Raw genomic sequence first — 14,607 nt, forward strand, 5'->3', positions numbered from 1 at the left:
GGTACTCCACCTCGTTCATCGCCGGGTGGAAGAACAGCGTCAGATACACACCCGTCAAAATGATGATGATGAAGCTGTAGAGCGCAACCTCACCCAGCATGAACGACCAGTGGTCCGGAAAGATCTTGCGCATATTGGCCTTCGCCAGGCCATAAATGCCCAGCCGGCCGTCCGCCCAGTCCGCCACCCGCTCGCCCGTCCGCCTCATCACGTAACCTCCCTCCCCAGAAACGGGGAGGACTCCCCGGTTCACCGCGGACGACCATAGCAGCAACTGGGGAGGTGTCCCCAGTTAGGGGGTTGCTCCTGCTAGGGTCGCCCTCGTGGGCAAGACCGAGCGACCGGCGACGCTGCGACGCGACGCTCAGCGCAACAGGGAACTGCTGATCGCGGCCGCCCGGCAGGTGTTCGCCGAACAAGGCCTGGCGGCACCGCTGGACGACATCGCCCGCCGGGCCGGCGTCGGCAACGCCACGCTCTACCGGCGCTTCCCCACCCGGCAGGACCTCATCGAAGCCGTCTTCGGTGAATCTCTCGCCGCGACCAGGCAGGCCGGTGAGGAAGCCCGGCTGGCCGCGGATGCCTGGAGCGGGCTGACCCGGTACCTGGAGCGGATCTTCGAAGGCCTGGCCGATGACCGCGGCGCCAACGACCTGCTGACCACCGGCATCCGAGGCGTCCCGTCCCTCGACGCGCTGCACCCCCACAACCGCGAGACGATCGGCATCCTGATCGCGCGCGCTCAGGAGCAGGGCACCGTACGGGCCGATGTCGTTGCCGAGGACCTGCTGTTCACCCTCGCGGCGCTGGGCAAGGTCGTGCCGGCCTCCGTCGCCGTCGCCCCCGATGCCTGGCGCCGATACCTCGCGCTGTTCCTCGACGGGCTCCGCCCCGACGCCGCCCGCCCGCTCCCGGCTCCGCCGCTCACCTACGGCCAAATGGCGGGCGCCCTGGACGAGTTGCGCACCGATCGCTCGGGCTAGGCACTGCGCCGCCGGCGCCCGACGGCCGGGCCGTCGGGGGGTTGCGCTCGCGCGTCGAGTGCATCGCGGGCGGACGGATCACGTGACCCGGGACCCTGCCGTGCCGTGCCCGCACCCTGCCGTGCCGTGCCGTGCCCGCACCCTGCCGCGCCGCGCCCGCGCGAAATCCAACAACTCAGTACGCGAGTCCATTTTCCGGAGCAAGCCCTTGCGGCAGGCTTGGCATAGACCGACGTCAAGGGCCGCCATCGAGGAGAAGCATGAGCAACCCGCAGGACGTCCTCGCCGAACGCGATCTCCCGTACTACGAGGACGTCTCCCCTGCCCGGGGCACCCTCCCGCCCCGCGCCTGGTTTGCGTCCTCCGATGCCGCCCGGCTGTGTCTGAACGGCATCTGGCGCTTCCGGCTCTCGCCGACCGCGACCGCCGCGGACGACTCCTTCGCACACCGCGAGTTCGACGTCTCCGGATGGGACGAACTGCCCGTCCCCGCTCACTGGGTGCTGCACGGGCACGGCTCCCCCGCGTACACCAACACGCCGTACCCCTTCCCGGTCGACCCGCCGCACCTGCCCACCGAGAATCCGACCGGCGACCACCGCTTCACCTTCGACCTGCCGCCCGGCTGGGGCGGCGGCGAGACCGGCCAGGCCGCCGTGCTGCGCTTCGACGGCGTCGAGTCCTGTGCCCGCGTGTGGCTCAACGGGCAGGAGCTGGGCACCTTCAAGGGCAGTCGGCTGCCGCACGAGTTCGAGGTCGGCGGGCTGCTGCGGCCGCGCGGCAATCTGCTGGCCGTACGGGTCCACCAGTGGTCGTCCGGCAGTTATCTGGAGGACCAGGACCAGTGGTGGCTGCCCGGCATCTTCCGGGACGTGACGCTGCTGCACCGCCCCGAGGGCGCGGTGCGCGACTTCTTCGTCCACGCCTCGTACGACCACGCCGACGGCACCGGCACCCTGCGCGTGGAGGCGGAGCCCGGAGGCCGCGTCACCGTGCCCGAGCTGGGGCTCGACCTCGCGACCGGCGAGTCGGCGACCGTGCCCGTCGAGCCGTGGAGCGCCGAGATCCCGCGGCTGTACGACGCCGTACTGGAGACGGACGGCGAGCGCGTCCCGCTGCGCATCGGGTTCCGTACGGTCGCGGTCCAGGGCGGCGTGCTCAAGGTCAACGGCCGCCGCATCCTCTTCCGGGGCGTCAACCGGCACGAGTTCCACCCCGAGCACGGGCGGGCCGTCGACCTCGAGACGATGCGCCGCGACCTGCTGCTGATGAAGCAGCACAACATCAACGCCGTGCGCACCAGCCACTATCCGCCGCACCCGGCCTTCCTCGACCTGTGCGACGAGCTGGGCCTGTGGGTGATCGACGAGTGCGACCTGGAGACGCACGGCTTCCACGCCGTGGGCTGGCGCGGCAACCCGGTGGACGACGAGCGCTGGACCCCGGCGCTGCTCGACCGGGCGGCCCGGATGGTCGAGCGCGACAAGAACCACCCGTCCGTCGTGCTCTGGTCGCTGGGCAACGAGTGCGGGACAGGTCGCGGTCTGACCGCCATGGCCCGGTGGATCCGGGAGCGTGACCCGGCGCGGCCCCTCCACTACGAGGGCGACCTGTCCTGCGCGGACGTGGACGTCTACTCCCGGATGTACGCCGACCACGCCGAGGTCGAGCGGATCGGCCGGCGCGCCGAAGCCCCGTGGGCCGACGGCGAGTTGGATGCGCGGCGGCGCGCCATGCCGTTCATCCTGTGCGAGTACGCGCACGCGATGGGCAACGGACCCGGCGGCCTCTCCGAGTACCAGCGGCTGTTCGAGACGTACGAGCGCTGCCAGGGCGGGTTCGTGTGGGAGTGGATCGACCACGGCATCGCCCGCCACACGGGCGACGGGGAGTCCTGGTACGCGTACGGCGGGGATTTCGGCGAGGAGTTGCACGACGGGAACTTCGTGTGCGACGGGCTGCTGTTCCCCGATCGCACCCCCTCCCCAGGGCTGACCGAGTACAAGAAGGTGATCGAGCCCGTCCGGATCGGCGGCGACGGCAGGGCGGGCACGGTGCGGATCGCCAACGGGTACGACTTCGCCGACCTGTCGGGCCTGTCGTTCCACTGGTCGTACGAGGTCGAGGGCCTGGCGGTCGGGCACGGGGAGCTGGCCGTACCGCCGCTCGGGCCCGGCGAGTCGACGGAGCTGAAGCTGCCGGAGCCGCCCGCTCCGGAGCGTCCGGGCGAGGCGCTGTGGACCGTGCGGGCCGTGCTCGCGGGCGACACCGACTGGGCGGGGGCCGGGCACGAGATCGCATGGGCTCAGCTCCCGGCCGTACCGCACCCGCCGCTGACGTCCTCCGGCGCGCCGGCTTTGCTGCGGCAGGGCGAGGGCAACCTGTTCGTGCTCGGCCGCGGCGCCTTCGACACGGCCACCGGCGAGCTCCGCTACCTGGACGGGTTCGAGATCGTGCCGCCGCGGCTGGACGTGTGGCGGGCCCCGACGGACAACGACGAGGGCGCGGAGTGGCAGCCGGACGCCCGCCACGGCACGATCTGGCGCCGGCTCGGCCTGCACCGGATGCGGCACCGGGTGGTCTCGGTACGGGAGGGGGAGACCGAGCTGGTGGTCCGTACGCGGGTGGCCCCGGCCGCGACCGACCTGGGCCTGGACACGGCCTTCCGGTGGACCGCGGACGGGACGGCGCTGCGGCTCGACGTCTCGGTGGTACCGGAGGGCGACTGGCCATGCCCGTTGCCGCGGCTCGGCGTACGGCTGGGGGTGTGCACCAGCCTCGGACTCGCGGAGTGGTACGGCGGCGGGCCGGGTGAGGCGTACCCGGACACGCGCGCGGCCTCCCGGATCGGCCGCTGGACACTGCCGGTTGACGCGCTGCAGACCCCGTACGTGCGACCGCAGGAGAACGGCGCGCGGGCGGATGTGCGGTGGGCGGAGCTGCGCCGCGAGGACGGCATGGGGCTGCGGGTGGAGGGCGCGCCGGCCTTCTGGTTCACGGCGAGGCGCTGGACGAGCGAGGATCTGGACGCGGCCGCGCACACGACGGACTTGCGGCCGGGCGGGGCGGTGTGGGTGAACCTGGACCACGGGCTGCACGGCATCGGGAGCCAGTCCTGTGGGCCCGGGGTGCTCCCCCAGCACCGTCTCACTGCGGCGCCGGCCGACTTCTCGCTCACCTTCCGCACGGTGGAGCCAGACGCCGGAAGTCGCCCGTAGCGGGTGCGGCCAGCGCTGTGGCGGAGACCGGCGGTGTCGAATCGACCGCAACCCTCGCGGTCGCAGGTGACGGAGCGTTCACTACCGCCGGGGTCCGCCCGCGGCGGGGAACCCGTACGGGCCTACGCCGTTGCCGAACCGGCGCTGGTGCTCGTCGTGCCGTCCTTCGCGGCGGCGTCGGCGGCGCCCACGTCCGCAGCGGGCACGGTGCCCGGGGGCCGACCGGCCGCCCCCAACTCCGCGGCGACCGCACGCCACCACGCGTCGACGGCCTGCTCGTCGGCGGGCCGCACATCCGCGGGCTCGAACGGTACGCCCGGCCGCGGCACGGCGACCTTCGCCCTGGTCTCCCGCGCCGCCGCGACCGTCCGCTCGGCCGGCTCCGCCCACGGGTGCGGAGCGAGATTGAACGTGCCCCAGTGGATCGGCAGCAGCACCCCGGCCGGGCTCCCGCCCGACAGGTCGGCGTGCGTCAGGAGCCCCTCCTCCGGCGTCATATGGATCTCCGGCCAGAACTCGCTGTACGCACCGATCTGGATCATCGTCACGTCGAACGGCCCGTACTGCGCGCCGATTTCCCGGAAGCCGGGGAAATAGCCGGTGTCCCCGCTGTGGAAGATCCGGTGCTCGGGTCCTGCCACGACCCAGGAGGCCCACAGCGTACGCATCCCGCCGCGCAGCCCCCGCCCGCAGAAGTGCCGGGCAGGCGTCGCGGTCAGGGTCAGCGACCCGACCCGGGCCGATTCGTTCCAGTCCAGCTCGGTGATCTGCTTCTCCGCGACGCCCCAGTGCTCCAGGTCGGCGCCGACGCCCAGCGGCACGGCGAACAGCGTGCCCGTACGGGCCAGGGCGCGGATCGAGGGCATGTCGAGGTGGTCGTAGTGGTCGTGGGAGATGACGACGACGTCGACCGGGTCGAGTTCCGCCAGCGGCACCGGCACGGGGTGCAGCCGCCGCGGCCCGACGAAGGTGAAGGGCGAACAGCGCTCGCCCCAGACCGGGTCGAACAGCACCCGGTCCCCGTCGATCTCCGCGAGCACGCTGGAGTGCCCCATCCAGGTCAGTCGCAGGCCGGAGGCGGGCGGCTCGCCCCAGTCGGCGGCGGTGGGCCGGTGTACCGGCACGGGACGGGCGGGTGCCCTGCGGGCCCGGTCGGCACGGCTCAGCTGGGTGCGCAGCATGGGCAGGGTGGCGCCGGGGACCATGGTGCGGGTAAGGACGGGGTTCCGGAACTGCCCGTCGCGGTAATTGGGTGACCGCCGGACCCGCTCCAGCCGCTCTCCGGCCGGGTCCGCGCCGAAGGATGCGGGACGCAGGCCCACCAGGGGGGAGCGACGGGGGCTGGATCCGGACACGAAACCTCCAGGACGAGGACGGCGTGGACTACGCCCCGTGCGCGGGCGCACTCCGGTCGTTCCATTATGTGCGCCGAGATGTGATCTCGGCGGGTCGTCCCAGCATCTGCCCTGGTCACGGACCGTGAGAGGGGTCACCTCCGCGCGGGGCGGGCGCGGGTCACCGCCCGCACGGATCGCCCCCGGTGGAATCCGGCAACGTGAGCGCATGCTCATCGTGATCGCCTGCGGGCGGGCGGGCTGTGGGGCAGGTGCGAGAGGCGTTGGAGGGCGGGGAAGCGCGGGGCGGCGAAGCCGAGGGAGTGGTAGAGGCTCAGGCCGTCGGGGGTGGCGTTCAGATTGATGACGCCGACGTCGGTCTCGTCCCGGTACCAGGCGAGGAGCGCGTCCAGGCAGGCCCTGGCGTATCCGAGCCGGCGGCGGCGCGGATCCGTGCTGATGTTGAAGACATGGCCGTGCAGGCCGCTGAGGTTCGCGGGCCCGGGCGCGTGGCGGTCGCAAGTGCCGACCGCGCTGCTGACCACGCCGAGTTCCGGCTCGTGCGCGACGAAAGCGGCGAAGTCCCCCTTCTCGTGGAGCCGTTGTACGAACCACTCCTCGGCCGCGCGGCGCCAGGGCGCGTCCTGACCGCCGACATCCACCCCCATGTCGTGGAGCATCTGCGCCCGCAGGCGGACCAGGGCGGGGGCGTCGCCCGCCCCCGCGCGGCGAATTGAGGCTCCGGTTGCGGATGCGGAAGCGGATGTGGATCCGGCTCCGGCTTCGGATCCGGCTTCGGCTCCGGCTTCAGGCGGCCTCGCGGCGTTGGTCGTCATGCAGCGCCCTGCCCCGAGGAAGCGGGCTCGAAGAAGAGCTGGAGGTGGTCCTCCACCGGCCGGTAGCCGATGCGCTGGTAAAGCGCGTTGCTCGTGGTGTTCGCGAGGTCCGTGAAGAGGAGGACCTCCTCGGCGCCGGAGTCCAGGGCCGCGCCGCTGACGGCGGCCGTTGCGGCGCCCGCGTAGCCGCGGCCGCGCAGCGGCTGCGGGGTGTATACGGGTGCGACGCGCGCCATGCCCGCGATCGTTCGCGTGACACCGGCGAAGGAGACGGGAGCTCCGTCGACCTCCCAGAGCGTGAGCCCGCCGTAGCTGAGCCGGTCGTCGACACTGCCGGCATGGTCGCCTCCGTGGGCGGAGGTCTCCCGGTCGAACGACTCGTACCACTCGATGAGCAGTTCGCGGTCGGCGGGCCCGGCCACGCGGGCGCGGCCGGGTGGCGCGGGCCGGGGCCAGGTGAGCTCGCCGAGGCGGTAGAGCCGGTTGGTCTCGCCGTGCCGCGCCGTCGCGCCCGTCCGGCGCTGCCAGCCCGCCGCGAACGCCTCGGCGGCCACGCGACCGCCGTTGACCCCGCCGGTCGGCCGCTCCCGCTCGACGAGTACGCCCGCCAGGTCGTCCGCCGCCTCGCCCGGCATCTGCGACAGCAGGACGGGGTACGGCGGGGTGCGCAGGAAGGCGCCCGCGGTTCTGCCGTCGGGCGCGCGCCACCAGCCGTATTCGGGCGGGGCGGCGCCGAACACCCGCGTGCTGGCCCGCAGCGATGCGGTGACCGTCAGCAGGACGGTGTGCTGCGCGGGGTGCGCTCGCAGGAAGCCGCCCGCGGCGGCCAGAAACTCTTCGAGGTCATCCGTCGTGATCCACGCCATGCCACAGCTTCCCGCGCGGCCGGGGCGGGCCGCACGATATTTTCGGGCTGCCCGCACCGGCGGGCGGGGGCGGGACGGGGCGGGGCTGGGTCAGCGTGGGCGGCTCCGGTCAGGGCGGTCAGGGCGGTCAGCGCGGGCGGCGGGGGCGGCTCCGGTCAACGCGGGCGCCGGCGGCGCCGGGCGGCCCGCTCAGCGCGGGAGACGGTGGCCCTCGCGGCTGACGCGGACGAACGGTTCGCTCACGTCACGGCTCGTCAGTGTCGCGTAGGCGCTGGGGCGTCGGAACGCGTTCCCCCAGGTTTCCCGGCGCCGGTAGTCCCGCAGTGCGTCGAGATCGAAGACCGCCGGATACACCCCCGGGCTCTCACCCGCCTCGACGACGAGCATGTCGCGGGAGCCCCCGTCGGCGTACGCGATGCCGTCGAAGGCGATGGAGTGCCCGAGGCCGGGCCCCGCGTAGTTGGCCATGGCCAGGCCCACCATGTTCTCGAAGGCACGCGCGCGGTACTGGGCGAGCCGGTTGATCTCCAGCTCGCAGGCGTTCGGGGTGAGGATGATCTCCGCCCCGGCGAGCATCAACGCGCGGGCGCTCTCCGGGAATTCACGGTCATAGCAGATCATCGCGCCCACCGAGACCGCACCGGCCGCGGTGTCCAGCGTGCAGACGTCGAAGGAGTCAGCTGGTGTCAGGGCGGCTTCGGGGAGGCCGAAGGCACAGGGGTGCACCTTGGCCTGGCTCAGCGCGATACGGCCGTGCCGGTCGATGAGGGAGGCGGTGTTGCGGGGTGCCCCGTCCCACTGCTCGAGGTAGGTCAGGGCGATCGCCATGTCCAAGTCCGCGGCCAGCTCTCGGAAGTGGCCCACAAAGGCCGAGTCCCGGGTGATCGCCTCGCCGCGCCACGCCGCCGCGCCGCGCCCAGCCTCCGCCTCGCCCCCGGGGCAAGCGTCGGCATCGGCACCGGCCCACAGCCCCGGATGCCGGTAGACGTTCTGCTCCCCCGGCTCGGGCGGGACGGCCGAGGCGTAGCCGTTGCTCCACATCTCGGGGAACAGGGCGATGTCCGCCCCAAGTGCCTTGGCCCGGCGGCAGCCGGCCTCCCCCGTGACGAGGTTCGCCCGGAGACCGTGCCCGGGCCGGGCGAGCTGGAGCAGGGCGATGGTCAACGTGCTCATGATGAGGGCTCCTCCGTTGCCTGGCCTGATGAGGCACTGCCGCCGTCAGGGTCGTTGACAGGCCCGGACGCGGTCCTGATACTGAATCGCTATTCAGTTAACCGGCCCAGGAGGTACCATGTCCGTCCTCCCCACCGAGCCGTGCCCGCTCTCCCCCGAGCAGAGCGACATCGTCGAGCTGACCCGCGCCTTCGCCCGGGACGAGATCCGGCCCCGGGCCCGTGCCGTCGACGAGGCCGACACCGCCACGCCGTGGGACCTGTGGCGGGCCGCGGCAGAGGTGGGCATCACCGGTTTCATGCTGCCGATCGAACCATGGATGCGGGACGCCAAGTTGGAGGAGACCGAGGAAGGCACCTCCGACATCATGCGGCTGATCATCTCCCGGGGCCTGTGATGCGGCCGTCCACCTCGATGCGGTCATCCACCACGATGCGGCCGTCCACCTCGTGTTCCCGGAGGCTGACCGGCGGGGAGGCTGTCGTACGGGCGCTCGCCGCGCACGGCACCGACCTCGCCTTCGGCATCCCGGGCACGCACAACCTCGAGATCTACCGGCACCTCGGCACGTACGGGATCCGGCACATCGCGCCCCGCCACGAGCAGGGCGCCGGCTACGCAGCCGACGGATACGCCCGTACGACCGGCCGGCCCGGGATCGCCATCACCACCACCGGGCCCGCGCTGCTCAACATCGCGGCAGCCGTCGGACAGGCGTACTCCGACAGCGTGCCGCTGCTCGTCGTCTCGCCCGGCATGCCGCTGCGTCACCCCCGGCAGCCGGTCGGGCTGCTGCATGAAACCCACGGCCAGAGCGAGATGTTCGGCAGCATCGCCGCCTTCGGCCACCGCGTGTCGTCGGTCGGCGAGATCGACGCGGCGGTGGCCCGCGCGTTCACGCTCTTCCGCGGCGAACGTCCACGGCCGGTGCACATCGAGATCCCGCTCGACCTTCTGGAGACGGCCGAGGAGGTGGGCCCGGCGCGCCTCGCGCCTGCCGCGGCGCCCGCGCGGCCCGCGCCCAAGGCCGTACGCGCGGCAGCCGCGGCTCTCGGCGCGGCTCGCCGCCCGGCCATGGTGCTGGGCGGCGGAGCGCGCGGGGCCGCGGAGGAGTGCCTGGCGCTCGCGTTAGCCGAGCAGTTGGACGCGCCGGTGGTGACGACCGCCAACGGGAAGGGAGTCGTCCCCGAGTCCCATCCGCTCTCCGTCGGTGTCGCCCTGCACAGCCGCGCCGTACGCGACTGGCTCGCGGACTGCGACGTGGTTCTCGCGGTCGGCACGGAGCTGGCGGAGTCGGACGTGTGGTGCGACGACCTGGAGCTGCGCGGCACGCTGATCCGGGTCGACATCGACCCGGCGCAGATGTACGTGGGGCTGCCGGCGGGGATCGCCCTGGTCGGCGACGCGCGCACGGCCTTGGCGGACCTCCGGCACGCCGCATGGGCCCCCCGGGGCGGCTCGGCCGATGTGCCGGAAGGCCGCGAGGCGGCAGCCGCGCTGCGCGCGGCCCTGCTCGCTGAGACCGCAGAGCGCGACGCGCGCTGGCTGCCCTACCTCGCCGCCATCCGGTCCGTCCTCCCACCGGAGGCGATCCTCACCTCCGACAGCGCGCAGTGCTGCTACTACGGCGCCCTCCCGCACCTCCCCGTCGACCCGCCGGGCCGCTACCTCCACCCCACCGGCTTCGGCACGCTCGGCTACGCGCTCCCCGCGGCCATCGGCGCGAAAGCCGCCGCCCCGGAGCGGCAGGTGGTCGCGCTGAGCGGCGACGGCGGGCTGCAGTTCACCGTCCAGGAGCTGGCCACCGCCGCTCAGCTCCGACTCCCGCTCCCCGTCGTCGTGTTCGACAACGGCGGCTACGGCGAGATCCGGGACGAGATGGCCGCGCGGGGCGACACCCCGGACGCCGTGGACCTGGCGCAGGTGGACCTGAGCGCCCTCGCCCGCGCGTACGGCGGCCACGGCGTCCGCGTCTCGGCTCCCGACGAGCTCGCGCGCGCCCTCCGTACCGCCCTCGACACGCCCGGCCCCACCGTCATCACCGTGCCGGAAGAACCCGCCGTACACGACACGCCCGGGCCACTCGAAGCCCTCGACGCACCCGGGCAGCCCGAGTAGCCCGTAGCAGCCCGAGCAACCCCAACAACCCGAAGAGCCGACGAACCCATAGAGCCCAACGAACCCATAGAGCGCAACGCGCCCGAAGAACGCCGGGAACCCGAGGAGAGCGCCCCGTGACCACGCCGCCCCTGCTGTCCACCACCTGGACCGACCACGTCACCGGCCGCCAGGGCTTCCTCGTCGTGGAACGACTCGTGCGCGGCGTGTGCAGCGGCGGTCTGCGCATGCGAGCGGGCTGCACCCTGGAGGAGGTGGCCGGGCTCGCGCACGGCATGACCATGAAGGAGGCCCTGCACTACGACCCCGGCGCCCGGTACGTCCCGCTCGGCGGCGCCAAGGGCGGCATCGACTGCGACCCGCACGACCCGGAGGCGTACGGCGTCCTCGTCCGCTATCTCCGCGCGATGCGCCCGTACATCGAGCGGTTCTGGACCACGGGCGAGGACCTCGGCCTCACCCAGGACCTGGTCGACGGGGCGGCCGTCGAGGCGGGGCTCGTCTCCTCCATCCAGGCCGTGTATCCCCTGCTGGACGACGAAGGGGCCGCGCGCCGGCGGCTGGCCGACGCGTTCGCCGTCGAGGTGGAGGGCATCGGCCTCGACGAGCTGGTCGGCGGCTGCGGGGTTGCCGAGTCGGTGCTCGCGGCCCTCGACCGGGCGGGCATGCCGTACGAGGGGACGCGCGTCGCCGTACAGGGCCTCGGCACGATGGGCGGTGCCACCGCGCGCTTCCTGGCCCGCGCGGGCCTGCGGGTCGTCGCCGTCGCCGACGTCAAGGGCACGATCGCGAACCCGGCAGGGCTCGATATCGAGGCGCTGCTCGCCGCCCGCGACCCCTTCGGCACGGTGGACCGCTCCGCCCTCCGCGCCGGAGCCGACACCGAACAGCCGGGGGCGGCCTGGCTGGAGGCCGAAGCGGAGGTGCTGGTCCCGGCCGCGGTCTCGTACGCCATCGATGCCGCCAACCAGCACAGAATCACGGCGCGTTGGGTGGTCGAGGCGGCCAACATGCCGGTCCTGCCGCAGGCCGAGGAGCTGCTTGCGGCGCGCGGGGTGACCGTCCTGCCGGACGTCGTCGTCAACTCCGGTACGAACGCGTGGTGGTGGTGGACGCTCTTCGGTGACATCGGGCCCGACGCGGATGATGCCTTCGGCCACGTCCGGCGGTCCATGCGCGCCCTGATCGACCGGATGCTGGCGAGGGCCGAGGCCGACGGCAGCACGCCCCGCGCGGCGGCCCATGCGATCGTCGCGGAACGGCTTCCGGTGATCGCGGAGCGTTTCGGGTGGTACGGGTGACGACGAGGGAGCGCGCGGACGCCCAGCCCCCGGGCCCGCCACCCTGTGGGCCTGACCGGCGAAACGGAGGCAGGCGGCGGCGCCCTGGGGATTCAGGACGAGGCCGGACTGCGGGCGGCGTCCTCCCGAATGCGGTCAGCGACCGGCGCGACCCGCCACGCGGTGGAGGCCACGGCATCCCCGCCGCACACGGTCGAGCTCATCGCCGGTGTGCACACGCACAGTTCGTAGTGGACGACTGTGGCCCCCGCCTCGCGGGAGTGCCAAGGGGCCGTCAGGAACCTTCCGGCCGGTGAGAGGCCGTGACGGAGGTAGGGTGGCGGCGTGGCGAGAGTCCGGTTGAGCGTGCAGGAACGGCGCGAGGAGCTGCTGCGGGCGGCCGTCGAGCAGATCGAGGAGCGCGGAGTCGCCGCGCTGCGCATCGCCGATGTGGCCACGGCGCTCGATGTGAGCAACGCCCTCGTCCTGTACCACTTCTCGACCAAGGAGAAGCTCGTCGCGGCGGCCTTCACGCACGCCGCCGAGGCCGACCTCGAGCGGCTGCGCACCCTGGTCGGACGCGGCGGCAGCGCCGTGCGCAGGCTGCGCTCCGCGGTGCGCTGGTACTCGCCGACCGGGCAGGCCAAGGGCTGGAAGCTGTGGATCGAGGGCTGGGCCGTCTCGCTGCGGGAACCGGGGCTGCGCGAGGTGACGCTCGGTCTCGACCGGCAGTGGAAGGCCACCCTCACCGAGGTGATCGCGCAGGGTGCGGACGCGGGCGAGTACGACTGCCCCGACCCGCGGGCCGCGGCCTGGCGGCTCACGGCGCTCCTCGACGGCCTCGCCGTGCAGATGACGGCGTTCTCCGGCGCGCTCAGCCGGCGGCAGATGGAGTCCTGGGTCGACGACGCCCTCGCCGGCGAGCTGGGTCTCGACCGCGCGGAGCTGGTGGCGGGCCGCTGACGGCGCCGGGAGGTGTGCGGCCGGGCCCCGGGCCGATGGCACGGCCGATGTCACATCCTGGCGATCCCGTCCGTCGCACAGGTGCAAGCAGCACCACAGCGCACACGCACAGGACAGGAGGCCCGCCATGGCCCGCATCTCGCTCGACCCGCCGCGCACACTCCTCGTACGCCTCACCGACTGGTACTCCCGCCGCACCTACGGCACCGTTCTCGACCCCGTCCGGGCCGGGGCCCACAACCCGCGCGTGCTGATCTCCCAGGCCCGCTTCGAGCGCTCCCTCGCGAAGTGGAACAGGCTCGACCCGGGGCTGAAGGCGCTCGCCGTCATGGCCTCGGCCGCCTCCATCGGCTGCTCGTGGTGCATGGACTTCGGCTACTGGGAGAACAGGCGGCACGGCATGGACCACCGCAAGCTCCATGACGTACCGGCGTGGCGCGACAGCGACGTCTACACGCCGTTGGAGCGGGACGTGATGGCGTACGCCGAGGCCGTGACCGCCACGCCGCCGACCGTCGACGACGAGCTGGTGGAGCGGCTCCGCAGGCAGCTCGGCGAGGCCGGTCTCGTGGAGCTGACCGCGATGGTCGCCGTGGAGAACCTCCGTTCGCGCGTCAACGCGGCACTCGGCCTCACCAGCCAGGGTTTCAAGGACAGCTGCGACGTGCCTCAGCCCCTAGGCTGACGACGCCCTGGACAGCCGGGACAGCCGGGACAGCCTGGACAACCTGGACGAGGGGCGCGGCAAGGCGGCACCGGCGGCAGTACGTACGGGAGAGGCCCGTACGGGAGAGGACGGACACGGCATGAGCAGCACGGAGGAGCGGGCGGACGCGCCGTACGACGTCCTGGTCGTCGGCGGGGCCGGCGTCGACACGGTCGTACGCGTGGACACCCTGCCGGTGCCGTATGCCGACTCGTACGGCGTGCCGCCGATCCGCGAGTGGGCCGGGCACACCGGCACGGGCGTGGCGCTCGGCTGCGCCGCGCTCGGACTCGCCACCGGCTTCCTCGACCTGATCGGGGACGACCCGCAGGGAGAGCTGGTGCGGCGGCGGCTGGCCGAGAGCGGCGTGCAGTTCGATCCGCTGGTGTCGCCGCACGGCACCCGGCGGGCCGTGAACCTCGTGGACGCCCAGGGACGCCGCACCTCCTTCTACGACGGCCGCGACCCGCAGCTCGACCTGCGCATGCCGCCCGACCACTATCTGCGGCACCTGCGGCGCGCCCGGCACGTACACATGTCGATCATGCACTTCGCGCGCTTCCTCTTCGACGACATCGAGGAGCTCGGCGTCCCGGTCTCCACCGACCTCCACGACTGGGACGGGCTCGACGGCCACCACCGCGAGTTCGCGCTCCGGGCCGACCTGGTCTTCCTCAGCGCGTCGGGTGCGGGGGAGCGGCTCGCCGACGTGATGCGCCGCATCATCGCCGACGGGCGGGCGGAGGCCGTGATCGCGACCGCGGGCGCGGGCGGCGCGTACGTGCTGGCGCGCGAGGGCGGCGGCTCGCTCCGCCACGTGCCCGCGGCCGCGCCGCCCGCGCCCGTGGTGGACAGCAACGGCGCGGGAGACGCCTTCGCCTGCGGCTTCCTCTACGGGCGGCTGGTGGGCCTCGACCTCGAGGACTGCACCCGGCTGGGCGCGGCGGCGGGCGCGTACGCCTGCACCGGGGAAGGCACGCATACGACGCTGATCGACGAGGCCGGCCTGGCCGCTGTGCTGGACGAGGACGGTCCGGCCGGCGGGGCTGATCAGGGTCTTCGCGAGAACGCCCAGGAGGGCCGGGCGGGCGGACCGGCCGCAGTGCGCTCGTGATCGACGATCACCCAGC

12 protein-coding genes and 1 pseudogene are annotated in these 14,607 nt (G+C 73.2%); 8 read left to right on the top strand and 5 right to left on the bottom strand.

Translation table 11 applies throughout. The features are described from left to right. Positions 1 to 208, bottom strand: a pseudogene (locus ACTWQC_RS26920) (ubiquinol-cytochrome c reductase cytochrome b subunit); the annotation flags it as partial. A gap of 115 nt (positions 209 to 323) precedes the next feature. Here ACTWQC_RS26920 and ACTWQC_RS26925 point away from each other — a divergent pair. Then, the gene (locus ACTWQC_RS26925) at positions 324 to 983 is read left to right on the top strand and encodes a TetR/AcrR family transcriptional regulator (protein WP_443318394.1); all 660 of its coding nucleotides are present in this window, start codon (positions 324 to 326) and stop codon (positions 981 to 983) included. Between the two features lie 260 nt (positions 984 to 1,243). Continuing rightward, positions 1,244 to 4,201 carry a glycoside hydrolase family 2 TIM barrel-domain containing protein gene (locus ACTWQC_RS26930; protein ID WP_443318395.1) on the top strand — a complete coding sequence of 986 codons (2,958 nt, stop codon included), beginning with the start codon at positions 1,244 to 1,246 and terminating at the stop codon, positions 4,199 to 4,201. Positions 4,202 to 4,323: 122 nt separating this feature from the next. Here ACTWQC_RS26930 and ACTWQC_RS26935 read toward each other — a convergent pair whose 3' ends face one another. From ACTWQC_RS26935 to ACTWQC_RS26950, 4 genes are all read right to left on the bottom strand, one after another. Then, on the bottom strand, positions 4,324 to 5,556 hold the full coding sequence (locus ACTWQC_RS26935) for an MBL fold metallo-hydrolase (protein WP_443318396.1): 1,233 nt from the start codon (positions 5,554 to 5,556) through the stop codon (positions 4,324 to 4,326). A gap of 212 nt (positions 5,557 to 5,768) precedes the next feature. After that, positions 5,769 to 6,203: a GNAT family N-acetyltransferase gene (locus ACTWQC_RS26940; RefSeq protein WP_443318397.1), complete on the bottom strand. Its 435-nt coding sequence runs from the start codon at positions 6,201 to 6,203 to the stop codon at positions 5,769 to 5,771. 164 nt (positions 6,204 to 6,367) lie between these two features. After that, the gene (locus ACTWQC_RS26945) at positions 6,368 to 7,237 is read right to left on the bottom strand and encodes a GNAT family N-acetyltransferase (protein WP_443318398.1); all 870 of its coding nucleotides are present in this window, start codon (positions 7,235 to 7,237) and stop codon (positions 6,368 to 6,370) included. Positions 7,238 to 7,426: 189 nt separating this feature from the next. Then, positions 7,427 to 8,410 carry a carbon-nitrogen hydrolase family protein gene (locus ACTWQC_RS26950; RefSeq protein WP_443318399.1) on the bottom strand — a complete coding sequence of 328 codons (984 nt, stop codon included), beginning with the start codon at positions 8,408 to 8,410 and terminating at the stop codon, positions 7,427 to 7,429. Positions 8,411 to 8,528: 118 nt separating this feature from the next. Here ACTWQC_RS26950 and ACTWQC_RS26955 point away from each other — a divergent pair, with 118 nt between their 5' ends. The 6 genes from ACTWQC_RS26955 (at position 8,529) to ACTWQC_RS26980 (ending at position 14,591) form a co-directional block, all read left to right on the top strand. Further along, a complete protein-coding gene (locus ACTWQC_RS26955) occupies positions 8,529 to 8,807 on the top strand; it encodes an acyl-CoA dehydrogenase family protein (RefSeq protein ID WP_443318400.1) in 279 nt (92 codons plus the stop codon). 17 nt (positions 8,808 to 8,824) lie between these two features. Continuing rightward, positions 8,825 to 10,528 (top strand): 5-guanidino-2-oxopentanoate decarboxylase, encoded by a 1,704-nt coding sequence (locus tag ACTWQC_RS26960; RefSeq protein WP_443318401.1) that lies wholly within the window; start codon positions 8,825 to 8,827, stop codon positions 10,526 to 10,528. Between the two features lie 116 nt (positions 10,529 to 10,644). Next, on the top strand, positions 10,645 to 11,829 hold the full coding sequence (locus tag ACTWQC_RS26965) for a Glu/Leu/Phe/Val dehydrogenase dimerization domain-containing protein (RefSeq protein ID WP_443318402.1): 1,185 nt from the start codon (positions 10,645 to 10,647) through the stop codon (positions 11,827 to 11,829). 324 nt (positions 11,830 to 12,153) lie between these two features. Then, on the top strand, positions 12,154 to 12,771 hold the full coding sequence (locus ACTWQC_RS26970; protein ID WP_443318403.1) for a TetR/AcrR family transcriptional regulator: 618 nt from the start codon (positions 12,154 to 12,156) through the stop codon (positions 12,769 to 12,771). 127 nt (positions 12,772 to 12,898) lie between these two features. Beyond that, positions 12,899 to 13,456 carry a carboxymuconolactone decarboxylase family protein gene (locus ACTWQC_RS26975; protein WP_443318404.1) on the top strand — a complete coding sequence of 186 codons (558 nt, stop codon included), beginning with the start codon at positions 12,899 to 12,901 and terminating at the stop codon, positions 13,454 to 13,456. 121 nt (positions 13,457 to 13,577) lie between these two features. Further along, positions 13,578 to 14,591 (top strand): carbohydrate kinase family protein, encoded by a 1,014-nt coding sequence (locus ACTWQC_RS26980; protein ID WP_443318405.1) that lies wholly within the window; start codon positions 13,578 to 13,580, stop codon positions 14,589 to 14,591. Positions 14,592 to 14,607: the final 16 nt, after the last annotated feature.

The sequence above is a fragment of the Streptomyces sp. 8N616 genome (assembly GCF_052246385.1).
In the GTDB taxonomy this organism is placed as follows: Bacteria; Actinomycetota; Actinomycetes; order Streptomycetales; family Streptomycetaceae; genus Streptomyces.